The following is a 20175-nucleotide window of genomic DNA, read 5'->3' as shown; positions in this document are numbered from 1 at the left end:
TTCAGTGAAACAAAAGCGATAGCCTAAAAATAAGGCGAGTATCATCAAATTATCGCGCCAGATATGTTTTGGCCGAACTCAGAGAGCATTATCATGAACATCATTCGTCAAACTTCACTTATCGTCCTTTTAGCAACAGCCATCCTCGCAACAGCGGGTTGTGGCAATATGTCCAGCCGCGATAAAAGCACAGCGGCAGGTGCCGGTATCGGTGCCGTAGGCGGAGCTATTTTAACCGGTGGTAGCGCCGTTGGTACTGTTGGTGGAGCAGCAGTAGGCGGTGTTATTGGTAGCCAGGTTGGTAAAGATTAATTCACCAGAACCATGCGACCAAAAAAGCCCTGTCAGCGATGACAGGGCTTTTTTATTTAAAACGCTTTCATTAATTAAGGTGGTTTACTTCACCCGCATAGCATTTTCTACTGATTTCACTCCAGCGACACTGCGTGCCACGACAACAGCGCGTTCAATGTCTTCCTGTGAATTAACAAAGCCGCTTAATTGCACAACGCCTTTAAAGGTCTCCACATTGATCTCGGCAACTTTCAGTGTTTCTTCATTGAGAATAGCTGCTTTGACTTTAGTGGTAATCACACTGTCATCAATGTATTCGCCAGTACCGGACTGGGTGGATGTAGAAGCACAACCACTAATTGTCAGTATCCCCACGAGAGGGACAATAAACAATGTGCAGAAAAGTAAGGGTTTAGTAATGGATTTCATAAGGTTTTCCGGAAAAGTCGTTTGAAGCTGGTTTGATGATTAAAGTAGATGTCTAACGACATAAAGACTCAACTTTTCCAGGGTAGGGAGAGCCAGAATAATAAAATTGATTTGGCCCATTTTGCTTGGCGATATACATAGCACTGTCAGCGCATGTCATTAAAGTCGTTGCATCCACTCCATCATCCGGGTAGACACTGATACCAATGCTTGCCGCTAAAGTTATGTCGTTATCGTTAATTTTTTGAGGTGCTGCAATCGCTGAAAGTATCTGCCTGGCCACAAGGATGGCATCTTCGGGATGTTCTATTTCGCTCAGTAATATCAGAAACTCATCGCCGCTACGTCGACAAACCGTGTCGGTGGTACGGAGACACTGTGTTACCCGTTCGGCGACTGATTTGAGTAATAAGTCACCGGTTAAATGCCCGAAGCTGTCGTTTGATTTTTTGAAATCGTCCATATCAAGAAAGAGCAATGCAACACGCTTATCATGTCGATCCGCTATGCCAAGCGATTGCGATAAACGTTCATTAAATAAGGCCAGATTGGGTAAGCCAGTCAGGTAGTCATACCATGCCAGTCGGTTGGTTTTTTCCATTACCAGATTTGATTTGGCGACATTGTGAAACACAATCACTGCACCACAGACTTGCTGATCACGGTTATGGATAGGTGCTGCCGAGTCTTCAATTTCAACCTCAGAGCCATCTTTGGCAATTAAAATACAGCCGATTGCCAGCTCAACTGTTCTATTTTCTAACATAGCCTTATTTGCTGGATTAGGTGCCGTTTCCCGAGACTCACCATCAATGATATTAAACACAGTGAGCAAAGGTTTGCCGATAGATTGCTGGCGTTCCCAGCCGGTTAAACGCTCCGCCTCAAGGTTGAGATAAGTAATATTGCCTTCTAAATCGGTTGTCAGCACTGCATCACCAATCGAATCGAGGGTAACTTGAGCGCGTTCTTTTTCCTCGAATAAGGCGTTTTCGATTTGTTTCAATGTACTTTCCATGGCTTTACGCTCGGAGATATCTTCAACCATTAGCAAACTGGCAAATGGATATTCAGCGTCTTCCAGCATGCTGGCATGGAGACGGGCCCATATCATCGCGTCATCAGCCCGTATGAGGCGTACATCATCCTGCAGGGGGGTACGGTTTAAAACAGCTTGTTTCCACTTTTCATTCAGTTGAGCAGAATCTTCTATATAAAGACAAGCGTGCCAGTCTTGATGAAGCAGTTCCCCGGCGGCATATCCGAGAATGTTGGTATATGCATGGTTAGAATATAAACACCGACCTGCTTTATCGCACAGGATAATGCCTAACGGAAAATCATCACACATTTTTTTCAGATTATCGTAATCGAGTTTATCTCTCTGAACTTTTGGAAGGATTTGCCATATTGAACCGCTGTCCGTCCTACGGGTTCGCAAAGTACGCATAACCTATTTCACCCGTTCCGTGTTGAATTATGAAACAGACGGGGTGAAACATAATTAACAGGTTTTTTTATTGAGGAGCATGAATATTCAAAGATAAATTTGGTTTTCATAACGGCTTTTCCTCCCCATTAAGTTTTTCAGCTTAATTTTCAGGATAAAGAAAACAGCAGTATTCGTATGTACGTTTTCGCACAAACCAATAAATTGTAATGTTGTTTTTTTGAGAGTTATGTGCGATACCGTACAAACAAGCCGAGAGTATTTATGTGTTAATAAATAGTGGGATCGCGTTTGTATGGACTCAATGACTGACACGGATTATGTGTGAGGAGTAAACATCAGATAAACGGATATTTATAGATCATTAAATTGTGAGCGTATGAGCCAAGAACAAGACCCCAGTAAAAATAAGATTCTGGCATCACTACTAAATCAAGCACGTGAAAGATTTTATCCGGGTTTAGAATTGGTTAAGATGCCTTTAGGGGAGGTGCTTTATTCTCCTGATAAACAGATTAACCATGTGTATTTTCCGACTACAGCAATAGTGTCTTTATTAAATGTTATGGAAAGTGGCGCTTCAGCGGAAATCGCTGTGGTCGGTAATGAAGGCATTGTTGGGATCTCATTGTTTATGGGAGGCGAAACGACCTCCAGTTGGGCCGTGGTGCAAAGTGAAGGATATGCTTACAGATTATCAGGCCGATTGTTGAAAAAAGAGTTTTTTCGAGCGGAAAAATTACAGCGTTTACTGTTGCGCTACACCCAGTCGTTAATCACTCAGATGGCACAAACAGCATCATGTAATCGTCACCATACGGTCGATCAGCAATTATGCCGTTGGTTATTATTAAGTCTGGATCGGTTGCCGTCCAATGAGCTTAGAATGACCCAAGAGTTGATTGCAAATATGTTGGGCGTGCGCCGCGAAGGTGTTACCGAGGCAGCAGGGCATTTGCAGAAAGCGGGGTTGATTCAATATTCCCGAGGCAAAATCACCGTAATAGATCGCAAAGGTTTGGAAGAACGTGTTTGCGAATGTTATCAAGTTGTCAAAAGAGAAACAGACAGATTAATGAAGGATAACGAAGTCGATTAAATGACATTGTTCACATCGGCGTGGGCTGGCCAAAAGAGAAGACTCTAGAGATTAATACGACCTTTCATTAATAAGCGTAGAGTAAACCTCTTAATGACATAAATTTTTCAGTGTCATTTTATGAGCAATACTGGAGTACCACATTGCTAATTTCTGAAGTCCAACTAATCAATCATCTTATTACTGATTTACCTGCACTGGAAAGAAATCGGCTTTTGGCCGAGTGCGAGCTGGTAGATTTAGTATTTGCTGAGATTCTGACGGAACCGAATGAGGCCATGCAATACGCCTGGTTTCCCAATCAAGGTTTTATCTCGTTGACGGTCCCAGTCGATAAAAGTTCAAACCTAGAAGTAGGACTCATCGGCAATGAAGGTATGTTGGGAAATACCCTGGTTTTGGGTGTGACTATAGCGCCATTGCATTCATTGGTACAGGGGGCAGGACAGGCTTTACGTATTCCAGTGGCTAACTTGCTGCAGCAGATTAAACAAAGCCCCATTTTGGAAGCGATGTTAAAAAAATATTTGTATGTCACCATGGTGCAATTATCTCAGACTGCAGGCTGTACCCGATTTCATTTAGTCGAAGCCCGGCTGGCTCGCTGGTTATTAATGACTCGTGATCGGGCTGAATCCAATGAGTTTCGCATTACCCAGGAATTTCTTGCCTACATGTTGGGGGTGCGTCGCGTCGGTGTTACCCGAGCAGCCACGGCATTGCACAAACGGCAGTTAATCAAATATCACCGAGGCAATATCACCATTCTGGATGTGAAAGGACTCGAAGCATCTGCGTGCAGTTGCTATAAAATTGATAAAAAAACCTACAAACGGATTATGCAGTGAGTGGCTTAAAAAATATTGACTGGTAATTGGTACGCCAACGCACAGACGTTATCCGCTTTTGTTTATATCGTGTTTTTTTCAATGAGAGGGAATGATCATGACTACAAGTACTATCTTATTAATTATCCTGGTTCTGTTATTAGTCGGAGTAATTCCTTCATGGCCACATAGTCGAAACTGGGGTTATGGTCCGACAGGATTGATCGGTGTGTTGGTGATTATATTGTTGGTTTTATTACTGACCGGTCGAATTTAACCCATAAGTCCTGCAGGCCCACTTTAAAAGTGGGCCTGATTGCTTTTAGTCTGAAACGTTGACCTTTTCACCTTCATCCAATCTTGCGTTAGGATTGAGGATGACACGATCTTCAGCTATCAGCCCCGATAGAATCTCAACCTCACTATTATCCAACCGACCGACACGAACGGTTTTGATTTCCACCTGGTTATCCGCATTGACCAGCATCACCGAAGGTTTACCTTTAATAGTCTTTAACGCATTAACCGGGATACGCACTGTATCCACTTTTTCGATTGCCTGAATCGTCAGTTCTCCACTGACCCCGGCCGGAATTGTCAGGTCGGTATTTTCCAGTAGATATTCCACCCGCATTGTTCCGGTTTCACGATTCACTTCACCTGAAATACGAGAAAATGGGACTTCAATTTGCTGATTCGACATATCAGGCAGCGTAAATTGTGCCGACTGTTGCTTATCAATATTGAATAGCTGGGTCTGGGGAATATCTACAATAACCCGTAATTTATCGCTGCGGCTTATACGGAACAACGGCATATCATCACTGCGTGTAATTCGATTACCACGCTCAGCCTGGCGACGGGTAACGATGCCATCAAATGGTGCCACAATCTCGGTATAGGCGAATTCATTTTCCAGCTGCTCCAGTCTTGCTTCATAAGTGGCTAATGTGGCTTTGGCAACAGCCAGCTCTGCTTCTTTTTCATCTACTTCGGTTGCATTCACGGCGCCGGAATCACGTAAATTAATGTAGCGTCTGGCCACTTTTTCAGTCAGATCCAGCATGGCTTTCTGGCGCTTTATTTCAGCCTTGGCCTGTAGAATTTCCTGCTCCAGTTCGGGGGAAGACAGTTTGGCTAACAGGTCACCTTGTTTAACTTCATCACCAATATCCACGTAACGACTTTCGACATAACCATCAGCTCGGGCAAAAATATCCGACTGTTCAATGGCCTCGACGCGTGCATTGAATACCAGTGGCTGATAATCAGTTATGTGTTTTGGTTGAGCGACCCGCACCGAGAGAGTTTCAGGGGTGTTAGCAGAGGATTGTTCGATATTGGCTTCGCTGGCAGGTTGAATTAAAAACCACACCGGAACAGCGATGACCGCAGCAACTATGATTGTCTTGGTTATATTTGACATGGTGAGGACCTCAAATTGTCGGCAGCTTGATGGGCTGCGGACGTTTAATAAATTGCATGATCATGCTGAAAGTCCATGGCACTAAAAACAGTGAGGCAAATGTACCCAGCATCAAACCACCGATAACCGTCCGGGCCAGTGGTGCATTTTGTTCACCCCCTTCGCCAAGCGCCAATGCCATCGGCAGTAAACCAATAATCATGGTGAGAGCGGTCATTAATACAGGTCTTAGCCGTGTCGAAGCTGCTTCGCGAGCTGCTTCAAATGCTGATTTACCTGCCACCCATTGATCTCGAGCAAAGGTCGTGACCAGAACGCTATTGGCAGTTGATACGCCAATCACCATGATAAAACCCATTAACGCCGGTACGCTGATATTCGTTCCAGTAAGCATTAAGCCGATGATCGCGCCAGATATGGCAATGGGCGCGCCGGATAATGCAACTAGAGGCATGATCCAGGAGGCGAAGTTAAACAGCATGATGATATAGATGAAAAATACCGCCAGTAAAAAGCCGAACAGCAGGTCACGGTAAGCTTCATCCATGGCTGCTGCCTGTCCCATGATTTCAATATCATTACCGGGAACGACGTTTTGTTTTAATTCATTCACAATCTGCTGCGTGGCTTTATAAACCGAGCCTAAATCTGTGTTTTCGGTATTGATTAACACATTGACGGTGGGTTTCAGCATGGTGCGACCAATGCTTCCAGCGACATTTCGTGGGGTAATAGAAGCAATACTTGCCAGTGGCACAGTCACCTGGGGATCAGAAGTCTGAATCTGCAAGTTCATAAGATCATCGGTGGTGCGTAATTTGTGTAATGGCATACGGGTTTGCACTTCATAGGAAAAACCAAACACCGGATCGGACCAGAAGCTGGGGGAGACGGTACCGGCAGAGCCTAAAGCACCTAACAGACTGTTCATGGTGTCTTGTGTGGTCACACCGAGTTCAGCTGCACGTTTGCGATCCAGGTGCACATAGTATTCAGGCAACGCAAATACTTGCTGAAAACCAATATCGACAGCGCCTTCGACGTTTTGCATCTTTTCAATGAGGGTTTCCGCCTTGGCAATGCTGGCTTGCAGATTTCGGCCGGTAAACCGCACATCAAGTGCTGTCGGTGTACTGCCGGATAATGTCTGATTGGTGGTATCTGCCGCTTGAGCAAATAATGTAACTTCCGGAAATTTTTGTTTCAGCATCTGCCGAATCGCCGATTCATATTGACTGGTGGGTTGATGACCTTTAGCTAACTGAATTTGTAATTCTCCATCGTAGGACCCGATAGTAAAACTGTCTATCCAGGCACGATTAATGGAGTCGGGCATGCCAATGTTATCAAATACAAAATCAAGTTCCTGTTCGGGGATTATTTTGCGTATTTCCTGCTGAATCTGTGCAAACTTATCGGCCGTTTGTTCAATGCGAGTGCCAGGTTCGGCCCTTAGATAAAGCCTCATCAGACCCGCATCAGTTTTTGGAAAGAAATCCCTGCCGAGATCCTGAAGTGCAAATCCCGCCGCTGTGACGATAACAACACCAATCAATGGTGCAATCACAATGTGACGCTGCAATTTACCAATCGTATTTTGTAAATGCTGCTGACCATTATGCAGCCGTTGTTCCAATGCCAGATGTAAATGGACCAATGGATTTTTGGAGTGTTTATTTACGGCTTTCTCATTGGTGAGTAAAAGTCTGGCCAAGGCAGGAACTACGGTGCGAGATAATAAATAAGAGGCAACAAGACAGGCAATGACTACAATCGCCATTGGCTGAAAGATATAACCTGCCACACCGGTTAATAAAAATATCGGTGAAAAAACGATACAGGTGGAAAGTGTGGAAACAAGTTCAGGGAAGGCAACTTCACTGGCGCTGGTCAATATGGCCCGACTTGGCTCCATGCCATCGGCCAGGTGACGTTTGATATTTTCAATTTCCACTAATGCGTTATCAACCAGAATGCCAATGGCCAGTGCCAGTCCACCCAAGCTCATTAAATTCAAGGTGTTGCCGGTTAAATTTAATACAAAAACTGCTGTCAGCAATGATAATGGAATAGAGGTCAAGACAATCAATGTGGCCCGTGATGATCCCAAAAACAGCAGTACCATTAATGCGACCAGTGAGCCGACGATAAGAATTTCCATTTCAATATGATGTAATGCCGTGTTCACAAACACCGACTGATCAAAAATTGGCGATATGGTAATGCCCTCAGGTGCCGCAGCCTGAATTGAAGGGAGTCGTTCGGTTAGTTCATTAATAATGTCTACAGTCGAAGCACCGCCCAGCTTAATCAATGACACCATGACCGCATTTTGTCCGTTGACGCGGGCGATATTAGTCTGCAACGCGGTGCCATCCCGAACATCAGCGACGTCACGTAGCAATATCAGTTCGCCATCTCGGGAGCGAATCGGCAGATCCTCAAAATCAGCTACTGCCTGTGGACTGGCATTAACAGTGATTTGCAGTTCATTCTGCGCTTCACGAATGCTGCCTGATGGCAGTGTCAGGTTCTGTTCATTAATCGCCTGCGTTACGTCACTTGCTGTTAACCCTTGAGCAAATAACGCCTCAGGATCCAGATCCACCATGATCTGCCGGGTGGCACCACCATAAGGCAGGGTCATGCGAATGCCATTAATGGATTGAACCATGCCACGCAACTGTAACCGTGCAAAATCAGCCAGTTGGCCATCAGTCAACGTATCTGAAGACATGACCAGCTGGATAATCGGCGTACTGGATTGATTGTATTCGGCAACCAATGGCGGTGAAGTACCTTCCGGCATTCGCCGACGGATGGTTTGCGATACACCGGTGACCTGCGCCATGGCATTGGCAATATCAACTTCGGGATGAAAGTCGATATGAATGACTGAGGTGCCATTCAGGGTTTGTGAACGAATTTCCTTAAGGTTATCGACATTGTTCATAATCGCTACTTCGCTAAAAGTAGTGATTTTTGATGCCATTTCATTGGTGTTAAGACCGTTATAGGTCCATACCACTTTTATAGAAGGTATATTGACGCTGGGAAGCACGTCGACGGGCAATTTCAGAAAACTGATTAAACCTGCTGCAAATATCAGCAGGCTTAAAGCGGCCACAGAATAAGGTCGGGTTAGAGCATAACGCACCAGCCACATAAATAGCTTCTCATGTTATTAGTAAATGTTGGGAGGTTTGGTTGCAGTGACGTTACGCAACCAATTCTTGAAGCGTAGAGTGCAGCGACAAAATTAAGGCAATGTTAACGTTGTCTTAATTCAGTTAAACGAACATAACGTTTTTATTTCGGGTATTGACCGATGTATGTATTGATTGTGGAAGATGATGCTTTAATGGGTGAGGGCATACAGGCCGGTCTGACGGCATTAGGCATTCAGGCCGAGTGGGTAATGAATGCCGGAGGAGCTGAAACGGCCATGGCCACCGCCAGTTTTGATGCCGTTATTCTCGATCTGGGCTTGCCAGACGAAGATGGCATGCATTTACTCAATCGCTGGCGGGAGCGTGGAAATAACTTACCGGTATTAATATTAACTGCCAGAGATGCAGTACCTGATCGCGTCAGTGGTTTACAGGCCGGTGCGGATGACTATATGAGTAAGCCATTTGATTTAACAGAACTTGCCGCTCGCCTGCATTCTTTAAGTCGCAGAGCGGCAGGACGTGCCACCCAGACGATTCAGCACGGTAGTCTGCAATTTGATCCCTCCACTTTACAAGTCTTGCTAAACAATAAACCGCTGAATTTATCCCGTCGTGAAATTACCGTATTGGAAACCCTTTTGCAGCAACCCGGCCGAGTGGTTACCGCTGCACAGTTGCAGGATCGTCTTTATGGCTGGGCCGAAGGCATTGAAAGTAATGCTGTAGCCGTACATATCCATAATTTACGTCGTAAACTGGGTGATGACTGGATTGAAACGGTTCGGGGCATGGGATATCGATTGGGAGCGCTCAATGAGCCCCGCTAAAGCCAAGGACTATTTACGCTGGCAGTTACTATGGCGGATTGGCATTGCAGTGCTGTTGATGTGGCTGCTACTGGCTCCGTGGTTGCTGATGAGTGTGCAAAAGGAAATGCAGAATACTCTGGATAACCGTCTTGCCGCTTCCGCCAAAATGCTGATGTCTTTAATGTCTCAATATGATTTGGATCCGCTGGTAAATGGCGGTCAACGCAATGCTTTATTTGATCCGGCTGAAAATCTTGATTTACCTGCGACACTTGCCTGCAAGGTAGCCAATGTCGCGGGAGATATTATCGCGGTATCCCATGATGCTCCTGAAAACGTACTGACCACTACGCAGCAAGGCTACCAAAATCGATTGCAGGATGGAGAGCCGTGGCGTGTGTTTAATTTGTCTCAGGGGGGATTGACCATTACCACCGCTGAACGATTGGAAACCAGAGATACGTTGATGCGGTCGGTGGTGATCGCCGCTGGACTACCGTTTTTCCTCAGTCTGGCGGGCACTTTGGCCGTAGTCTGGTTTGGTATTTTGCATGGATTTAAACCATTGCATAGCTTGACTCAGAATATGGCCAGACGTAATACCGAAGATCTTACCTCGTTAGTCTGGGAGCAACGCCCGGCCGAAGTACGCCCGCTGGTGGATGAGATCAATCGACTGTTGCAACGCATGCAGCAGTCTTTGTTACGGGAACGCCGGTTTACCGGTGATGTGGCGCATGAATTACGTACGCCATTAGCTGGAATTAAAACCCAGCTACAGGTCGCGCGACTGACGCAGGGAGGCAAGGCCATGCATGCCCTGGTGCAGGCAGAAAAGGCGACGGACAGGTTACAACGAACGCTGGATCAGCTTTTATTACTCGCCAGAGTAGAAGGCGATGGGCAATTAGCTGAAAGTACCCATTTACCAGTAGCTGAAATTAATAATATGGCATTGAGTGATGTTCAACATCTGGCAAGACAACACCAAGTGACATTGCGTTGTAATGATGGTGTGGATGAAAAGATCCATGCTTCGGCAATCTTATTATCGGCTGCTTTACGTAATTTGCTGGAAAACGCCATCCGTCATGCACCAGAGAATAGTGTAGTTACCCTGTCAGTTAATTTGGATAAACAGCAACTATGCTGGACGGTAGAAGATGAGGGCCCTGGCGTGTCGGAAAAATTGCTCACTGAGCTAACCCGACGCTTTGTCCATGGTCACCATAGTGATGGAAGCGGTCTGGGGCTGGCAATTGTTGATGCCATTGTCAGACGTTTTAAAGGTGAGCTTAATATCGAAAATGGCAACACCAACGGTTTGCGGGTCACCATCAGAATTCCACTGCCATCCAGTCTGGCTGAAAATGAAAATAACCTAGGGTAAGCTGGAATCTCAATTGTTTTTCAAGTCACTGCTAATGCAGTGGACTTAGCTGTGGGTTCCATATACGTTGCCACACCCAATTTAAGCCTTCTTTTGCATTTCTCTGCATACCCAATTGTTGTGGTCCTACTGAAATAACATTGCCATCACGTATCTCTGCTAGTTTAAAACGAAAGAAATAATTGGGTTCCATGCCCATACGTAAATCTGTCGCAACAATCATATTGTCCTGTTGCTCAAGCTTGAAGTTGTCCTGAGTAAACCAGTTTATTCTTTTGATATAGGTTTGATCGGGCAGAAGTTTTTTCAGCTCCATGCCTCGCTCGAATTGGGTAAATGAAAATGCTGTGTCGCCGTCAAAAATCGAACGAAAACCTTCGTAATAAACCTCTTCATCAATTACCACAATCCGCCATAACAGGGTATTTAACGGTGCCGGAGTGATTTTAATATGCTGATAGTCAATCTGTTGTTTTTGTAATGCCTGTTCGGTTTGCTGTGTTATCCAGTATTGGGCTGCATAGCTCCAGCCAAGATAAGCCGTGCTGAAGATAAGACTACCGATCATGACAGCATGGCTCAGCCGTTTTCCGGCGGCCAGAAGTATTGCCAGGAAGCCTGCAGCGAGTGGCAGACTATAGAGCGGATCGATAATAAATATACTGCCAATCGACGCAGGTGGAGGCATAAAGGGCCAGAAAAGCTGCGTTCCATAAACGGTCATTGCATCCAGTCCACTATGGGTAATCCACACCAACCAGATCAACGCCAGCCATCGTCGAAAATCCACTCTCTGATCCAGTTTACTCATTAGCCAGGCCACTAACGGTGCAAGCAAACTGTGCACAATCCATGAATGGGTCCAGCTCCGGTGGAAAGTCATGGTGTCCAGGTCATTAGCATATTGGATGAATACATCAAGGTCCGGCAAGATACCGAAAGCAGCACCATACAAAACAGAAGCTCTGGGCGCTTTGCGTCCTGCAACGCTGTAAGCCACTGCACTGCCAAGTAACGCCTGCGTAATCGTATCCATGAATGTAATGACTCCTTATTGTGACTGTTAAGCAGACCTGAACAGCGGAATTATGGTTCGTTGATCAGCTTTAAATCTATCTTAATAAAAATTCTGGGAAGATATCTTGCGCTGATAGGAATTAGTCCTGTAAATTGCAGGAAATATCTCCTGCTTTATTGGAATCTCAGTTATGAAACACCCCATGCCAAGCCCAACGCCGGGACAGGCCGATTTACAACCTATTATTCAAGCCCTTAACACCGGGCAGGCAGGTTTTGCTGAATCGGCAGCAAAAAAACTGCTTAAAGCTTATCCGCGTTCTTTTCCGGTATTAAATCTTTATGGCAATGCCTTGGCAGCGCAAAATAAATTTAAAGATGCGGTTAGTGTGTTTCGTAAAGCTACTGAAATTGACCCTAATGTACCCGAGATTTACTTCAACATGGGTATTTTATTGACCAATTTGAATCGTATTGACGAAGCGATTAACAGCTATAAAAAAGTACTGAGATTGAAACCCGAATTGACAGATGCCCTTTATAACCTGGGCTATGCATTGCAATCCCAAAACCGCTTTGAAGAGGCGGGTCAGTATTATCAAAAAGCCATTGAACAACAGCCGAATTTCCTGGAAGCCATTGCCAATCTTGGCGTTTGTCTGCAGGAACAGGGTCGGTTGGAAGAATCGGTAGCGATATATCAGCGTGCGTTAACGATTTCACAGGATGCCCAACTGTATTTTAATCTTGGTACAGCACTTAAAAATCAGGGAAAACTGGCCGATGCCATTGCTGTCTATAATCAGGCGCTGGAATTAAAACCAGACTATGCTGAAGTGCATAGTAATATCGGTGAAGTTTTGCGCGATCAGGGACGTTATGATGAATCAGTTGCTGCCTACAAACGGGCATTGGAGCTGGATCCCAGTTTACCTTTGGCAAATTACAGTCTGGCAGTCTATTTCTATGACAGTGGCGATTTGCCGCTGGCTTTACGCTATTTTCAACAATCGCAGTACGCGGATTGGCAAGAACGTTCTTTATATTGTCTGTATAAAACCGAGCGCTTTGAGGAATTCAAACAGGGCTTGGACCAACTGAAAAAAGCCCGCCATAGTTCGCCATTTCTGGCGACACTCGCAGGACATTACGCCGAAAACTTTGGCACGGTGAATGACTATAATTTCTGTAAAAATCCGTTGGATCTGGTTTGTCATGTGCAAGTGCCGGAATTAAAAGGCGATAGCGAGCTGCTAAAACAACTGCTGGCGGATATCGAACAGGCCGATATTGAAGAGAAAAGTCAGGGCCGCCTGCATCATGGTGTGCAGTCTGCAGGAAATTTGTTTAAACGCTCAGAGGCCAGCTTTCAGCAAATCGCCAAATTGGTAGCGCGTGCCATAGATGATTATCGCGAAAATCTAAAAGGTGAAAGCGGTATTTTTGCCAAAGGGTTCCCTAAGCAAACCGTGTTTGCCAGCTCCTGGTACGTCAGAATGAAAACCGGCGGGCATTTAACCTCCCATATTCATGAAGAAGGTTGGGTAAGCGGAGCGTTGTACCTGGCAGTACCCAAGCAAAAAACACATCCCGATGAAGGCAGCATTGAGCTAAGCACCCATGGGGATGATTATCCCAAGCAACATGACAACTTTCCCAGCAAAACCATCGCACCTGAGGTTGGGGATATTGTGATGTTTCCATCATCGGTATTTCATCGCACGATTCCCTTCAACTCGGATGAGGAACGGATTTGCATTGCCTTTGATCTGAAACCGGCCTGAGCCGGTTCAACGTGGACTGACCTGAAATACACCCACTAATTGGGATAATGTTTGGGCTGTATTACGAACCATTGTCGAACGAGATTGCAAAGCACTGACCGCTGACTTTAATTGTTCAGCAGATACTCCTACTTGTCGGGCAGTATCGCCGTGTATATGGCTGTTGTTTGCCAGTTGTTTGATGGTGGAGAACATCTGTTCGACCAGAATATGCAACTCACCATTATCGCTTGAAGCTTGTTCAGTCATTTTCAAACTTCTGTCGACGTTTTCCACTCCAGTTTCCATAAAGCGCATGGCTTCCTGAGTTTCCTGTTGCATGCCTTCAATCATGCGTTGAATTTCGTCGGCAGAATTCGCTGTGCGTGAGGCCAAATTACGAACCTCATCGGCCACGACTGAAAAACCTCGGCCATGCTCGCCGGCCCGGGCCGCTTCAATAGCAGCATTTAATGCCAGCATATTGGTTTGATTAGTAATTTCAGTGATAACATTGATTATCTTGCCGATTTCAGAGGTTCGGTCATTCAGTGATCTGACTGAATTAGCCGTATTTTCAACGACGTTGCGTATCTCTTGAGTGCCTTTGCGGGCACTTTCAAATTGAACCCGAGCGTCTTCCACGACTCGGTCCATTTCAAGTTTCATGGTCTCGGCGGTTTGATTAGCCTGGCCGATATCCTCTATTTGCTCTTTCAACAGATCGAGCATTTTAGTTATCGCGTCGGTCACTTCTGCTGATACCTGATAGGCCTCACGGTTGGTATCTAACATGGATTTATTGGTTTGGTGTACGTCGTGACTGGAAAAAATTACCTGTCCGACGATGCCATCCAGATTATCGATAAAACTGTTAATCCAGCGACCCATGTCGCCTGTTTCATCGGCCATCATTTTTTCATTATTCAGGCGTTGCCGGAGATTTCCCTCACCCTCAGCAATCTCCTGGATAACTCGTGTCATTTCATTCATTCGATCTGCAAGTCGTTTAGTACTGAATTTACGGATCAGTAATGCAATGATAATCATCATGCAAACGGATACCGTGTCGATAGCAAATTGAGGTAGCGTGGTGAAATAGTGTAAAGCGCTGTTTACCCCCACCAAGGCTATCATGCCTGAGACAAAGCTTTTCAATAAGCTGACATTCACTGAACGGCGACGGTAAACCTCTTCCAGGTCGCCCTCACACATCATTCCCCAACGATCAGGAGAGCCTGTTAATTGAAAAGTCACACCTTTACCAATGACGGGAATATGCCGGTAATCTGAATAACCAGGATAAGTGACAAACAGGTTTTCGCCATTGCGAATAGTTTCGCGTACCCCTGGGTGTAATTGGCCAGTCGCCGGATCGGTAAACCGAATTTCGAACTCGGTATGCCGATTAACTTTAACCACTCCCCAATGGGTGTTTATGCCGGACTTAAGATTTTCACCATGCGAGAAAGTGTTATCTTCAAACCGTGATCGGGACAGAGCAACGCCTTGCTGAATCATCGGGTCAAAACGTGATTCCACCATAAAAATATAGTTGTCCCCAGACTCTGTATAAACATGACCTGCTTCGCGTTGAATTAAATCACTTACTACGTCATTGGGTACACGGCCACATAACGCACCAACAACCTGATCGCCGTTTACTAACGGCAGATAAAACATCAAAGTCACTTCATCATGAAACTTTGAACTTGAGGGCCCAATCTTGAGCGTTAACGGATCGGTATAGGGACCATGCAAAAAGGACTGTTTCAGACCTTGTTCAACGGCGTTGTTATTCAGATCATGCTGGCCGATATGTGCTGAATAAGTCGATTGGATCACTCGACCGCTCTTTTCAATAATAAATATCTCGGAAAAATGTTTAGCAGAGTTCAGCCGTTGTTCAAGCAGAGAGCTATCCATATCACCGAGAGAACCGGGTAATTGCTCTGCGAGTAGCTTGAGCTGATTCCATTGGGAATGCGTCCATTGCTGTAGTAGTTTGACACGAGTTGCCGCAATTCCTTCGAATGTATGTTCAACTTCGGCATAGGTATCACGATTGAGATAACAGCTCCATCTCATGGCAAACTTTCCCGTTTGACCAAACCAGGGGAGCCAGCGTCGTTCAGCAACACTTAAATTCATCGACTGACTTTTTAAAGACATAGTAATTGATACCTTAGTTAGGAATACTCCAAAAGGGGTAGGCAATTTCTAAACCAGTCTGTGAAGTCGATTAAAAACAAGTGGTTAATCGTTAAAGAGAAAAAAATACCGCACTGGGTTGGTGCGGTAGGGGAGGAGCAGCGGGTTTTATTAGTGCACTTAAAAAGAGTAATGTAAATACCTGTTTTACAAGTCTATTATCTATGATTATTGTTGGATGTTATAGATTTTTGACGACGTCCAATACTTCATCAATATGTTGTTTGACTTTGACATTTCGCCATTCATTGATCAGCTTTCCTTCTGTATCGATAAGGAATGTACTGCGAACAATGCCCATGTATTCACGTCCATAATTTTTCTTCAGCTGCATCACGCCAAACAAGTTACAGACTGTTTCATCAGCATCAGAGAGTAAGTCAAAGGGAAACTGCTGTTTTTCCTTGAAGTTTTCATGAACACGCACGCTGTCTCTGGATATCCCGAATATCAGTGTGTTGTGAGCATTAAACGTCTCAATATGATCACGGAAATTCTGACCTTCCAATGTGCATCCTGGGGTGTTGTCTTTGGGGTAAAAATAGATAAGCACATTCTTGCCATGCAAGTCGGAAAGCCGGATGTTTTTATCGCCAGTGGAAGGCAATTCAAAATCCGGTACGGTTTGCTGTAAATTAACTGTAGTCATTAAACGTTCTCCATTAGTGATTATTTTGCTGGCAGTACCTTACCCAAAGCAGTCCGGTCTTGTCATCTACTGGCTGGCAAAGTACCATGCCAGTTTATTTTCGCGGAGTCTGATGAATATGTTCAGCGGCAGTATGGTAGCTCTGGTAACACCCATGCGGGCGGATGGCTCGTTAGACGGTGAAAGCCTGCGCAAGCTCGTTGATTTTCATATTCAAAATGGCACCAGTGCGATTGTGGCTGTCGGTACTACTGGTGAGTCCGCTACATTAAGCATTGATGAGCATACAGATGTAATTCGTCAGGTGGTGGAGCAGGCTGCGGGTCGCATTCCCGTCATTGCCGGTACCGGTGCCAACTCTACCGAAGAAGCCATTGAACTGTCCCATTACGCTAAACAATTAGGTGTTGCGGCCGTTCTGTTGGTCACACCTTATTACAACCGACCGACTCAGGAAGGTTTGTATCTGCATTTTAAAGCGATTGCTGAAGCGGTGGATATTCCGCAAATCCTCTATAACGTTCCAAGCCGCACAGCCTGTGATTTATTACCGGAAACCGTTGGTCGTCTGGCCAAAATCGGCAATATTATCGGTATTAAAGAAGCGACCGGAGATGTACGAAGAGTGTCGTTAATTAAGGAACTGTGTGACGATAGTTTCGAACTTTATACCGGCGAAGATGCCAATACCGTTGATTTTATTCTGGCGGGTGGTCGTGGGGTCATTTCAGTGACTGCGAATGTGGCACCTGCCTTAATGAGCCAGATGTGTGAATCTGCTTTGAAGGGTGATGCTGATAATGCCCGTGAAATAAACGATAAATTATCTTTACTGCATCAGCGGTTATTTTCTGAATCCAATCCTATTCCGGTTAAATGGGCTCTCCATGAAATGGGTCTGATACCGGAAGGGATACGTTTACCAATGACAGTTTTGTCTGAACAATTTCATCAACCGGTTCGTGAGGCGCTGGTCACTGCCGGTGTTCTGAATCCCTAAGTGAGTGAATGTAATTAAATGAACACAAATCGTTTTAAGTTGAAAGCCTGTGGAGTGCTGGTCGCAGTAAGCGTTTCAGGTTGTGGGTTAATGCCATCACTGGATGAGGTTGCTCCTGATAATACCCAAAAGTATCGTAAAGCAGAAACAATGCCACCGTTGGACATTCCACCTGACTTGAGCACATCACGAATCAACGATCAAATCGCTGGCAATCAGCAAAGCTCAGCAACGTATTCCGAATATGAAGAAGCCAGCACCAATCCATTAGCAGCGCGTTATAACATCACTCCAGAATCCAAACCTGCTTTATCGGGCGAGGGGGATGATCGGCATCTGGTCGTTCCGGGAGACCGTGATGAAACCTGGCAACGTATTGAAGCTTTCTGGGCGGATATCAATATGAATATTCACCGTAAAGATCAGCGTATTGGTCTGATGGATACCCAGCCGGACGTTGATGGCTATGCCTATCGTGTTCGTATGGAGCGCGGAGATGTAAATCGTTCGGCTCGAGTTTATGTGAATGGTGTAGATGATACCAATCGCAACAATCAGAAAGATGAAGCGATGCTGCGTCAGTTGGCTGAATATCTTGGTGGCTTATACCAACAGGATAAAGCACGTGCTGAGGCCTCTTTGCCAAGCTCAGCAGCACAACAAACTGAAGCGCGTGTCATTTTGTTGGATGAAGCCGAAGGTCAACAGGCTTTATTGGTGGAGCAGGAATTCACTACCGTTTGGGATCGTGTCGGTCGGGTATTGGATAGCCGTGGTTTTGCTGTTGAAGATCGTGACCGTTCACGTGGTACATATTACGTGCGCTACCTGGATCCATTTAACGAAGCTGAGAGAGAAGAACCTGGCTTCTTTGGTCGTATGGCTTTCTGGAAAGATGACGATGAGGTGGCGCCTGAAGAGTACTACTACATCAAACTTATTTCAGATGCGTCAGATACCCGTATAACCGTACTGGATTCTGAACAGGTTCGTACTTCTTCAGAAACAGCGAAACGTTTACTGGGTCTGATTCAGGAACAATTGACTCAATAATGCGCTTTGCATCACTTGGCAGCGGTAGCCGGGGCAATGCAACACTGATTTCACAGGGAAAAACCACAATTCTGGTGGATTGTGGTTTTTCTGCTCGTGAAACTGAAAAACGTCTGCGGCGTGTTGGTCTGACGTCTTCGGACCTCACCGCTATTCTGGTGACACACGAGCATGCCGATCATATCGGTGGCGTTCGAGTTTTATCACAGAAATTCAATATTCCGGTTTATGCCACACCCGGCACGGCAGCAGGTTTACCTGTTGATGTGATGCCGCATATTCACGAGTTTAGCTGTCATGAGCGTTTCAATGTTAATGATATTGAAGTCTCACCGTTTCCGGTGCCACACGATGCGCGTGAACCCAGTCAGTTTGTGTTCCACAACGGTGATTTCCGCTTAGGCCTGTTAACCGATGTTGGTTTTATCACACCGGTGATCGAGTCAGCTTTGACGTTGTGTGATGGGCTGATGCTGGAAGCGAATCATGATATGGCAATGCTGGATCAGGGGGAATACCCGGAATATTTAAAACAGCGGGTCGGTGGACGTTTTGGTCATTTAAATAACGTGCAATCTGCCGAATTACTTGCGAAAATTGACACCTCACGCTTGCAACACATTGTTGCAATGCATATCAGCGAAAAAAATAATTCTCCGACCTTGGTGAGTCCTTTATTTGCTGATGCACTGAACTGCACACCAGACTGGATTGGCATCGCTGAACAAGATGCCGGATTTGACTGGCGCGAACTTAAAAAAGCCTAAGAGAAAACACCATGCAAAAATTACAGCAACTTTATGCCGGTAAAGCCAAAAGCGTCTTTGCTACAGAAGACCAGGATTATGTTGTGCTCAGTTTTCGGGACGATACATCGGCATTTGATGGTGAACGTATCGAACAATTAAGCCGTAAAGGTGAGATTAATAACAAGTTTAATGCATTTATCATGGAGCAATTGGCCAACGCGGGTATTCCGACGCATTTTGAAAAACTGCTTAGTGCCAATGAAGCGCTGGTCAAAAACATGAAAATGATCCCGGTGGAATGTGTGGTGCGTAATGTGGCTTCAGGCAGTCTGGTCCGCCGGCTTGGCGTGGAAGATGGAATGGAGCTTAACCCGCCGGTATTTGAGTTTTTCCTGAAAAATGATGCTTTACATGACCCAATGGTTAATGAATACCATATCGCCACTTTTGGCTGGGCTACCGATGAACAGGTCCAACGCATGAAAGCGTTGACCTTTGAAGTCAATCAGGTGTTGAAAAAACTGTTTGCCGATGCCGGGATGATTCTGGTGGATTACAAACTGGAATTTGGTGTGTTCAAAGACGAAGTCTATCTCGGTGATGAGTTCAGCCCGGATGGATGCCGTTTATGGGATGCTGAAACCCGTAAAAAACTCGATAAAGACCGCTTCCGTCAGGGATTGGGTGGTGTTATCGAGGCCTACGAAGAAGTTGCTCAGCGAATTGGTGTGCCTTTGTAGTTGATATAAGCACAGAGACACAGAGGGCACAGAGGTTTTAAAAGATTTATCCGCAGATTACGCAGATTATTCACGTCATAATATCGAACGGACCTT

General features: G+C 45.4%; 18 protein-coding genes. 11 read left to right on the top strand and 7 right to left on the bottom strand.

Annotation, left to right across the window (positions count from 1 at the left end):
* The first annotated feature begins 93 nt into the window (after nt 1-93).
* Nucleotides 94-312 (top strand): osmotically-inducible lipoprotein B, encoded by a 219-nt coding sequence (locus AC08OG_RS09500; protein WP_292399315.1) that lies wholly within the window; start codon nt 94-96, stop codon nt 310-312.
* A gap of 84 nt (nt 313-396) precedes the next feature.
* On the opposite strand, the gene AC08OG_RS09495 is transcribed toward AC08OG_RS09500, so the two are convergent.
* Together AC08OG_RS09495 and AC08OG_RS09490 are read right to left on the bottom strand one after the other, a co-directional pair.
* Entirely contained in the window at nt 397-723 is a 327-nt protein-coding gene (locus AC08OG_RS09495; protein ID WP_292357505.1) for a BON domain-containing protein, read from the bottom strand.
* 52 nt (nt 724-775) lie between these two features.
* Nucleotides 776-2173: a PAS domain-containing protein gene (locus AC08OG_RS09490; RefSeq protein ID WP_482929376.1), complete on the bottom strand. Its 1398-nt coding sequence runs from the start codon at nt 2171-2173 to the stop codon at nt 776-778.
* 379 nt (nt 2174-2552) lie between these two features.
* Between AC08OG_RS09490 and AC08OG_RS09485 the strand changes: the two genes are divergently transcribed.
* The 3 genes from AC08OG_RS09485 (at nt 2553) to AC08OG_RS09475 (ending at nt 4376) form a co-directional block, all read left to right on the top strand.
* Nucleotides 2553-3272, top strand: a complete 720-nt coding sequence (locus AC08OG_RS09485) for a Crp/Fnr family transcriptional regulator (protein ID WP_292399306.1) — start codon at nt 2553-2555, stop codon at nt 3270-3272.
* Between the two features lie 143 nt (nt 3273-3415).
* Entirely contained in the window at nt 3416-4120 is a 705-nt protein-coding gene (locus AC08OG_RS09480) for a Crp/Fnr family transcriptional regulator (RefSeq protein WP_292399302.1), read from the top strand.
* A 97-nt stretch (nt 4121-4217) separates the two neighbouring features.
* Nucleotides 4218-4376 (top strand): DUF3309 family protein, encoded by a 159-nt coding sequence (locus AC08OG_RS09475; protein WP_292357497.1) that lies wholly within the window; start codon nt 4218-4220, stop codon nt 4374-4376.
* A 45-nt stretch (nt 4377-4421) separates the two neighbouring features.
* Here AC08OG_RS09475 and AC08OG_RS09470 read toward each other — a convergent pair whose 3' ends face one another.
* Nucleotides 4422-5525: an efflux RND transporter periplasmic adaptor subunit gene (locus AC08OG_RS09470; protein ID WP_439503473.1), complete on the bottom strand. Its 1104-nt coding sequence runs from the start codon at nt 5523-5525 to the stop codon at nt 4422-4424.
* A gap of 10 nt (nt 5526-5535) precedes the next feature.
* Entirely contained in the window at nt 5536-8691 is a 3156-nt protein-coding gene (locus AC08OG_RS09465; protein ID WP_482929375.1) for an efflux RND transporter permease subunit, read from the bottom strand.
* Between the two features lie 162 nt (nt 8692-8853).
* Between AC08OG_RS09465 and AC08OG_RS09460 the strand changes: the two genes are divergently transcribed.
* Together AC08OG_RS09460 and AC08OG_RS09455 are read left to right on the top strand one after the other, a co-directional pair.
* Complete coding sequence (locus AC08OG_RS09460; RefSeq protein ID WP_292399293.1) at nt 8854-9525, top strand: response regulator; 672 nt, start codon at nt 8854-8856, stop codon at nt 9523-9525.
* Nucleotides 9512-10897: an ATP-binding protein gene (locus AC08OG_RS09455; RefSeq protein ID WP_482929374.1), complete on the top strand. Its 1386-nt coding sequence runs from the start codon at nt 9512-9514 to the stop codon at nt 10895-10897. Before AC08OG_RS09460 ends, AC08OG_RS09455 begins: the two co-directional genes overlap by 14 nt.
* Before the next feature lie 31 nt (nt 10898-10928).
* On the opposite strand, the gene AC08OG_RS09450 is transcribed toward AC08OG_RS09455, so the two are convergent.
* Nucleotides 10929-11933 carry a metal-dependent hydrolase gene (locus AC08OG_RS09450; RefSeq protein WP_292399291.1) on the bottom strand — a complete coding sequence of 335 codons (1005 nt, stop codon included), beginning with the start codon at nt 11931-11933 and terminating at the stop codon, nt 10929-10931.
* Nucleotides 11934-12105: 172 nt separating this feature from the next.
* Between AC08OG_RS09450 and AC08OG_RS09445 the strand changes: the two genes are divergently transcribed.
* A complete protein-coding gene (locus AC08OG_RS09445; protein WP_482929373.1) occupies nt 12106-13698 on the top strand; it encodes a tetratricopeptide repeat protein in 1593 nt (530 codons plus the stop codon).
* Nucleotides 13699-13704: 6 nt separating this feature from the next.
* Here AC08OG_RS09445 and AC08OG_RS09440 read toward each other — a convergent pair whose 3' ends face one another.
* Nucleotides 13705-15849, bottom strand: coding sequence for a methyl-accepting chemotaxis protein (locus tag AC08OG_RS09440; protein WP_482929372.1), 2145 nt, complete (start codon nt 15847-15849; stop codon nt 13705-13707).
* A 220-nt stretch (nt 15850-16069) separates the two neighbouring features.
* A complete protein-coding gene (gene bcp, locus AC08OG_RS09435) occupies nt 16070-16537 on the bottom strand; it encodes a thioredoxin-dependent thiol peroxidase (RefSeq protein ID WP_318988149.1) in 468 nt (155 codons plus the stop codon).
* Between the two features lie 118 nt (nt 16538-16655).
* Here bcp and dapA point away from each other — a divergent pair, with 118 nt between their 5' ends.
* The 4 genes from dapA to purC are packed head-to-tail and all read left to right on the top strand — an operon-like array spanning nt 16656 to nt 20079.
* Complete coding sequence (gene dapA, locus AC08OG_RS09430) at nt 16656-17537, top strand: 4-hydroxy-tetrahydrodipicolinate synthase (RefSeq protein ID WP_482930539.1); 882 nt, start codon at nt 16656-16658, stop codon at nt 17535-17537.
* An 18-nt stretch (nt 17538-17555) separates the two neighbouring features.
* On the top strand, nt 17556-18590 hold the full coding sequence (bamC, locus tag AC08OG_RS09425) for an outer membrane protein assembly factor BamC (RefSeq protein WP_292399280.1): 1035 nt from the start codon (nt 17556-17558) through the stop codon (nt 18588-18590).
* Entirely contained in the window at nt 18590-19357 is a 768-nt protein-coding gene (locus AC08OG_RS09420) for an MBL fold metallo-hydrolase (RefSeq protein WP_292399277.1), read from the top strand. The genes bamC and AC08OG_RS09420 overlap by 1 nt, the downstream gene beginning before the upstream one ends.
* 11 nt (nt 19358-19368) lie before the next feature.
* The gene (purC, locus tag AC08OG_RS09415; RefSeq protein WP_292357475.1) at nt 19369-20079 is read left to right on the top strand and encodes a phosphoribosylaminoimidazolesuccinocarboxamide synthase; all 711 of its coding nucleotides are present in this window, start codon (nt 19369-19371) and stop codon (nt 20077-20079) included.
* Nucleotides 20080-20175: the final 96 nt, after the last annotated feature.

The organism is Methylophaga sp. F7 (assembly GCF_056863975.1).
Note: the sequence above shows the minus strand (reverse complement) of the source record. Positions and strands in the feature narration are given on the sequence as shown.

Excerpts from the sequence above, each read along its gene's own strand:
- AC08OG_RS09500 (WP_292399315.1), top strand. The coding sequence starts at position 94 with ATGAACATCATTCGTCAAACTTCACTTATCGTCCTTTTAGCAACAGCC.
- AC08OG_RS09495 (WP_292357505.1), bottom strand. The coding sequence starts at position 723 with ATGAAATCCATTACTAAACCCTTACTTTTCTGCACATTGTTTATTGTC.
- AC08OG_RS09490 (WP_482929376.1), bottom strand. The coding sequence starts at position 2,173 with ATGCGTACTTTGCGAACCCGTAGGACGGACAGCGGTTCAATATGGCAA.
- AC08OG_RS09485 (WP_292399306.1), top strand. The coding sequence starts at position 2,553 with ATGAGCCAAGAACAAGACCCCAGTAAAAATAAGATTCTGGCATCACTA.
- AC08OG_RS09475 (WP_292357497.1), top strand. The coding sequence starts at position 4,218 with ATGACTACAAGTACTATCTTATTAATTATCCTGGTTCTGTTATTAGTC.
- AC08OG_RS09470 (WP_439503473.1), bottom strand. The coding sequence starts at position 5,525 with ATGTCAAATATAACCAAGACAATCATAGTTGCTGCGGTCATCGCTGTT.
- AC08OG_RS09465 (WP_482929375.1), bottom strand. The coding sequence starts at position 8,691 with ATGTGGCTGGTGCGTTATGCTCTAACCCGACCTTATTCTGTGGCCGCT.
- AC08OG_RS09460 (WP_292399293.1), top strand. The coding sequence starts at position 8,854 with ATGTATGTATTGATTGTGGAAGATGATGCTTTAATGGGTGAGGGCATA.
- AC08OG_RS09455 (WP_482929374.1), top strand. The coding sequence starts at position 9,512 with ATGAGCCCCGCTAAAGCCAAGGACTATTTACGCTGGCAGTTACTATGG.
- AC08OG_RS09450 (WP_292399291.1), bottom strand. The coding sequence starts at position 11,933 with ATGGATACGATTACGCAGGCGTTACTTGGCAGTGCAGTGGCTTACAGC.
- AC08OG_RS09445 (WP_482929373.1), top strand. The coding sequence starts at position 12,106 with ATGAAACACCCCATGCCAAGCCCAACGCCGGGACAGGCCGATTTACAA.
- AC08OG_RS09440 (WP_482929372.1), bottom strand. The coding sequence starts at position 15,849 with ATGTCTTTAAAAAGTCAGTCGATGAATTTAAGTGTTGCTGAACGACGC.
- bcp (WP_318988149.1), bottom strand. The coding sequence starts at position 16,537 with ATGACTACAGTTAATTTACAGCAAACCGTACCGGATTTTGAATTGCCT.
- dapA (WP_482930539.1), top strand. The coding sequence starts at position 16,656 with ATGTTCAGCGGCAGTATGGTAGCTCTGGTAACACCCATGCGGGCGGAT.
- bamC (WP_292399280.1), top strand. The coding sequence starts at position 17,556 with ATGAACACAAATCGTTTTAAGTTGAAAGCCTGTGGAGTGCTGGTCGCA.
- AC08OG_RS09420 (WP_292399277.1), top strand. The coding sequence starts at position 18,590 with ATGCGCTTTGCATCACTTGGCAGCGGTAGCCGGGGCAATGCAACACTG.
- purC (WP_292357475.1), top strand. The coding sequence starts at position 19,369 with ATGCAAAAATTACAGCAACTTTATGCCGGTAAAGCCAAAAGCGTCTTT.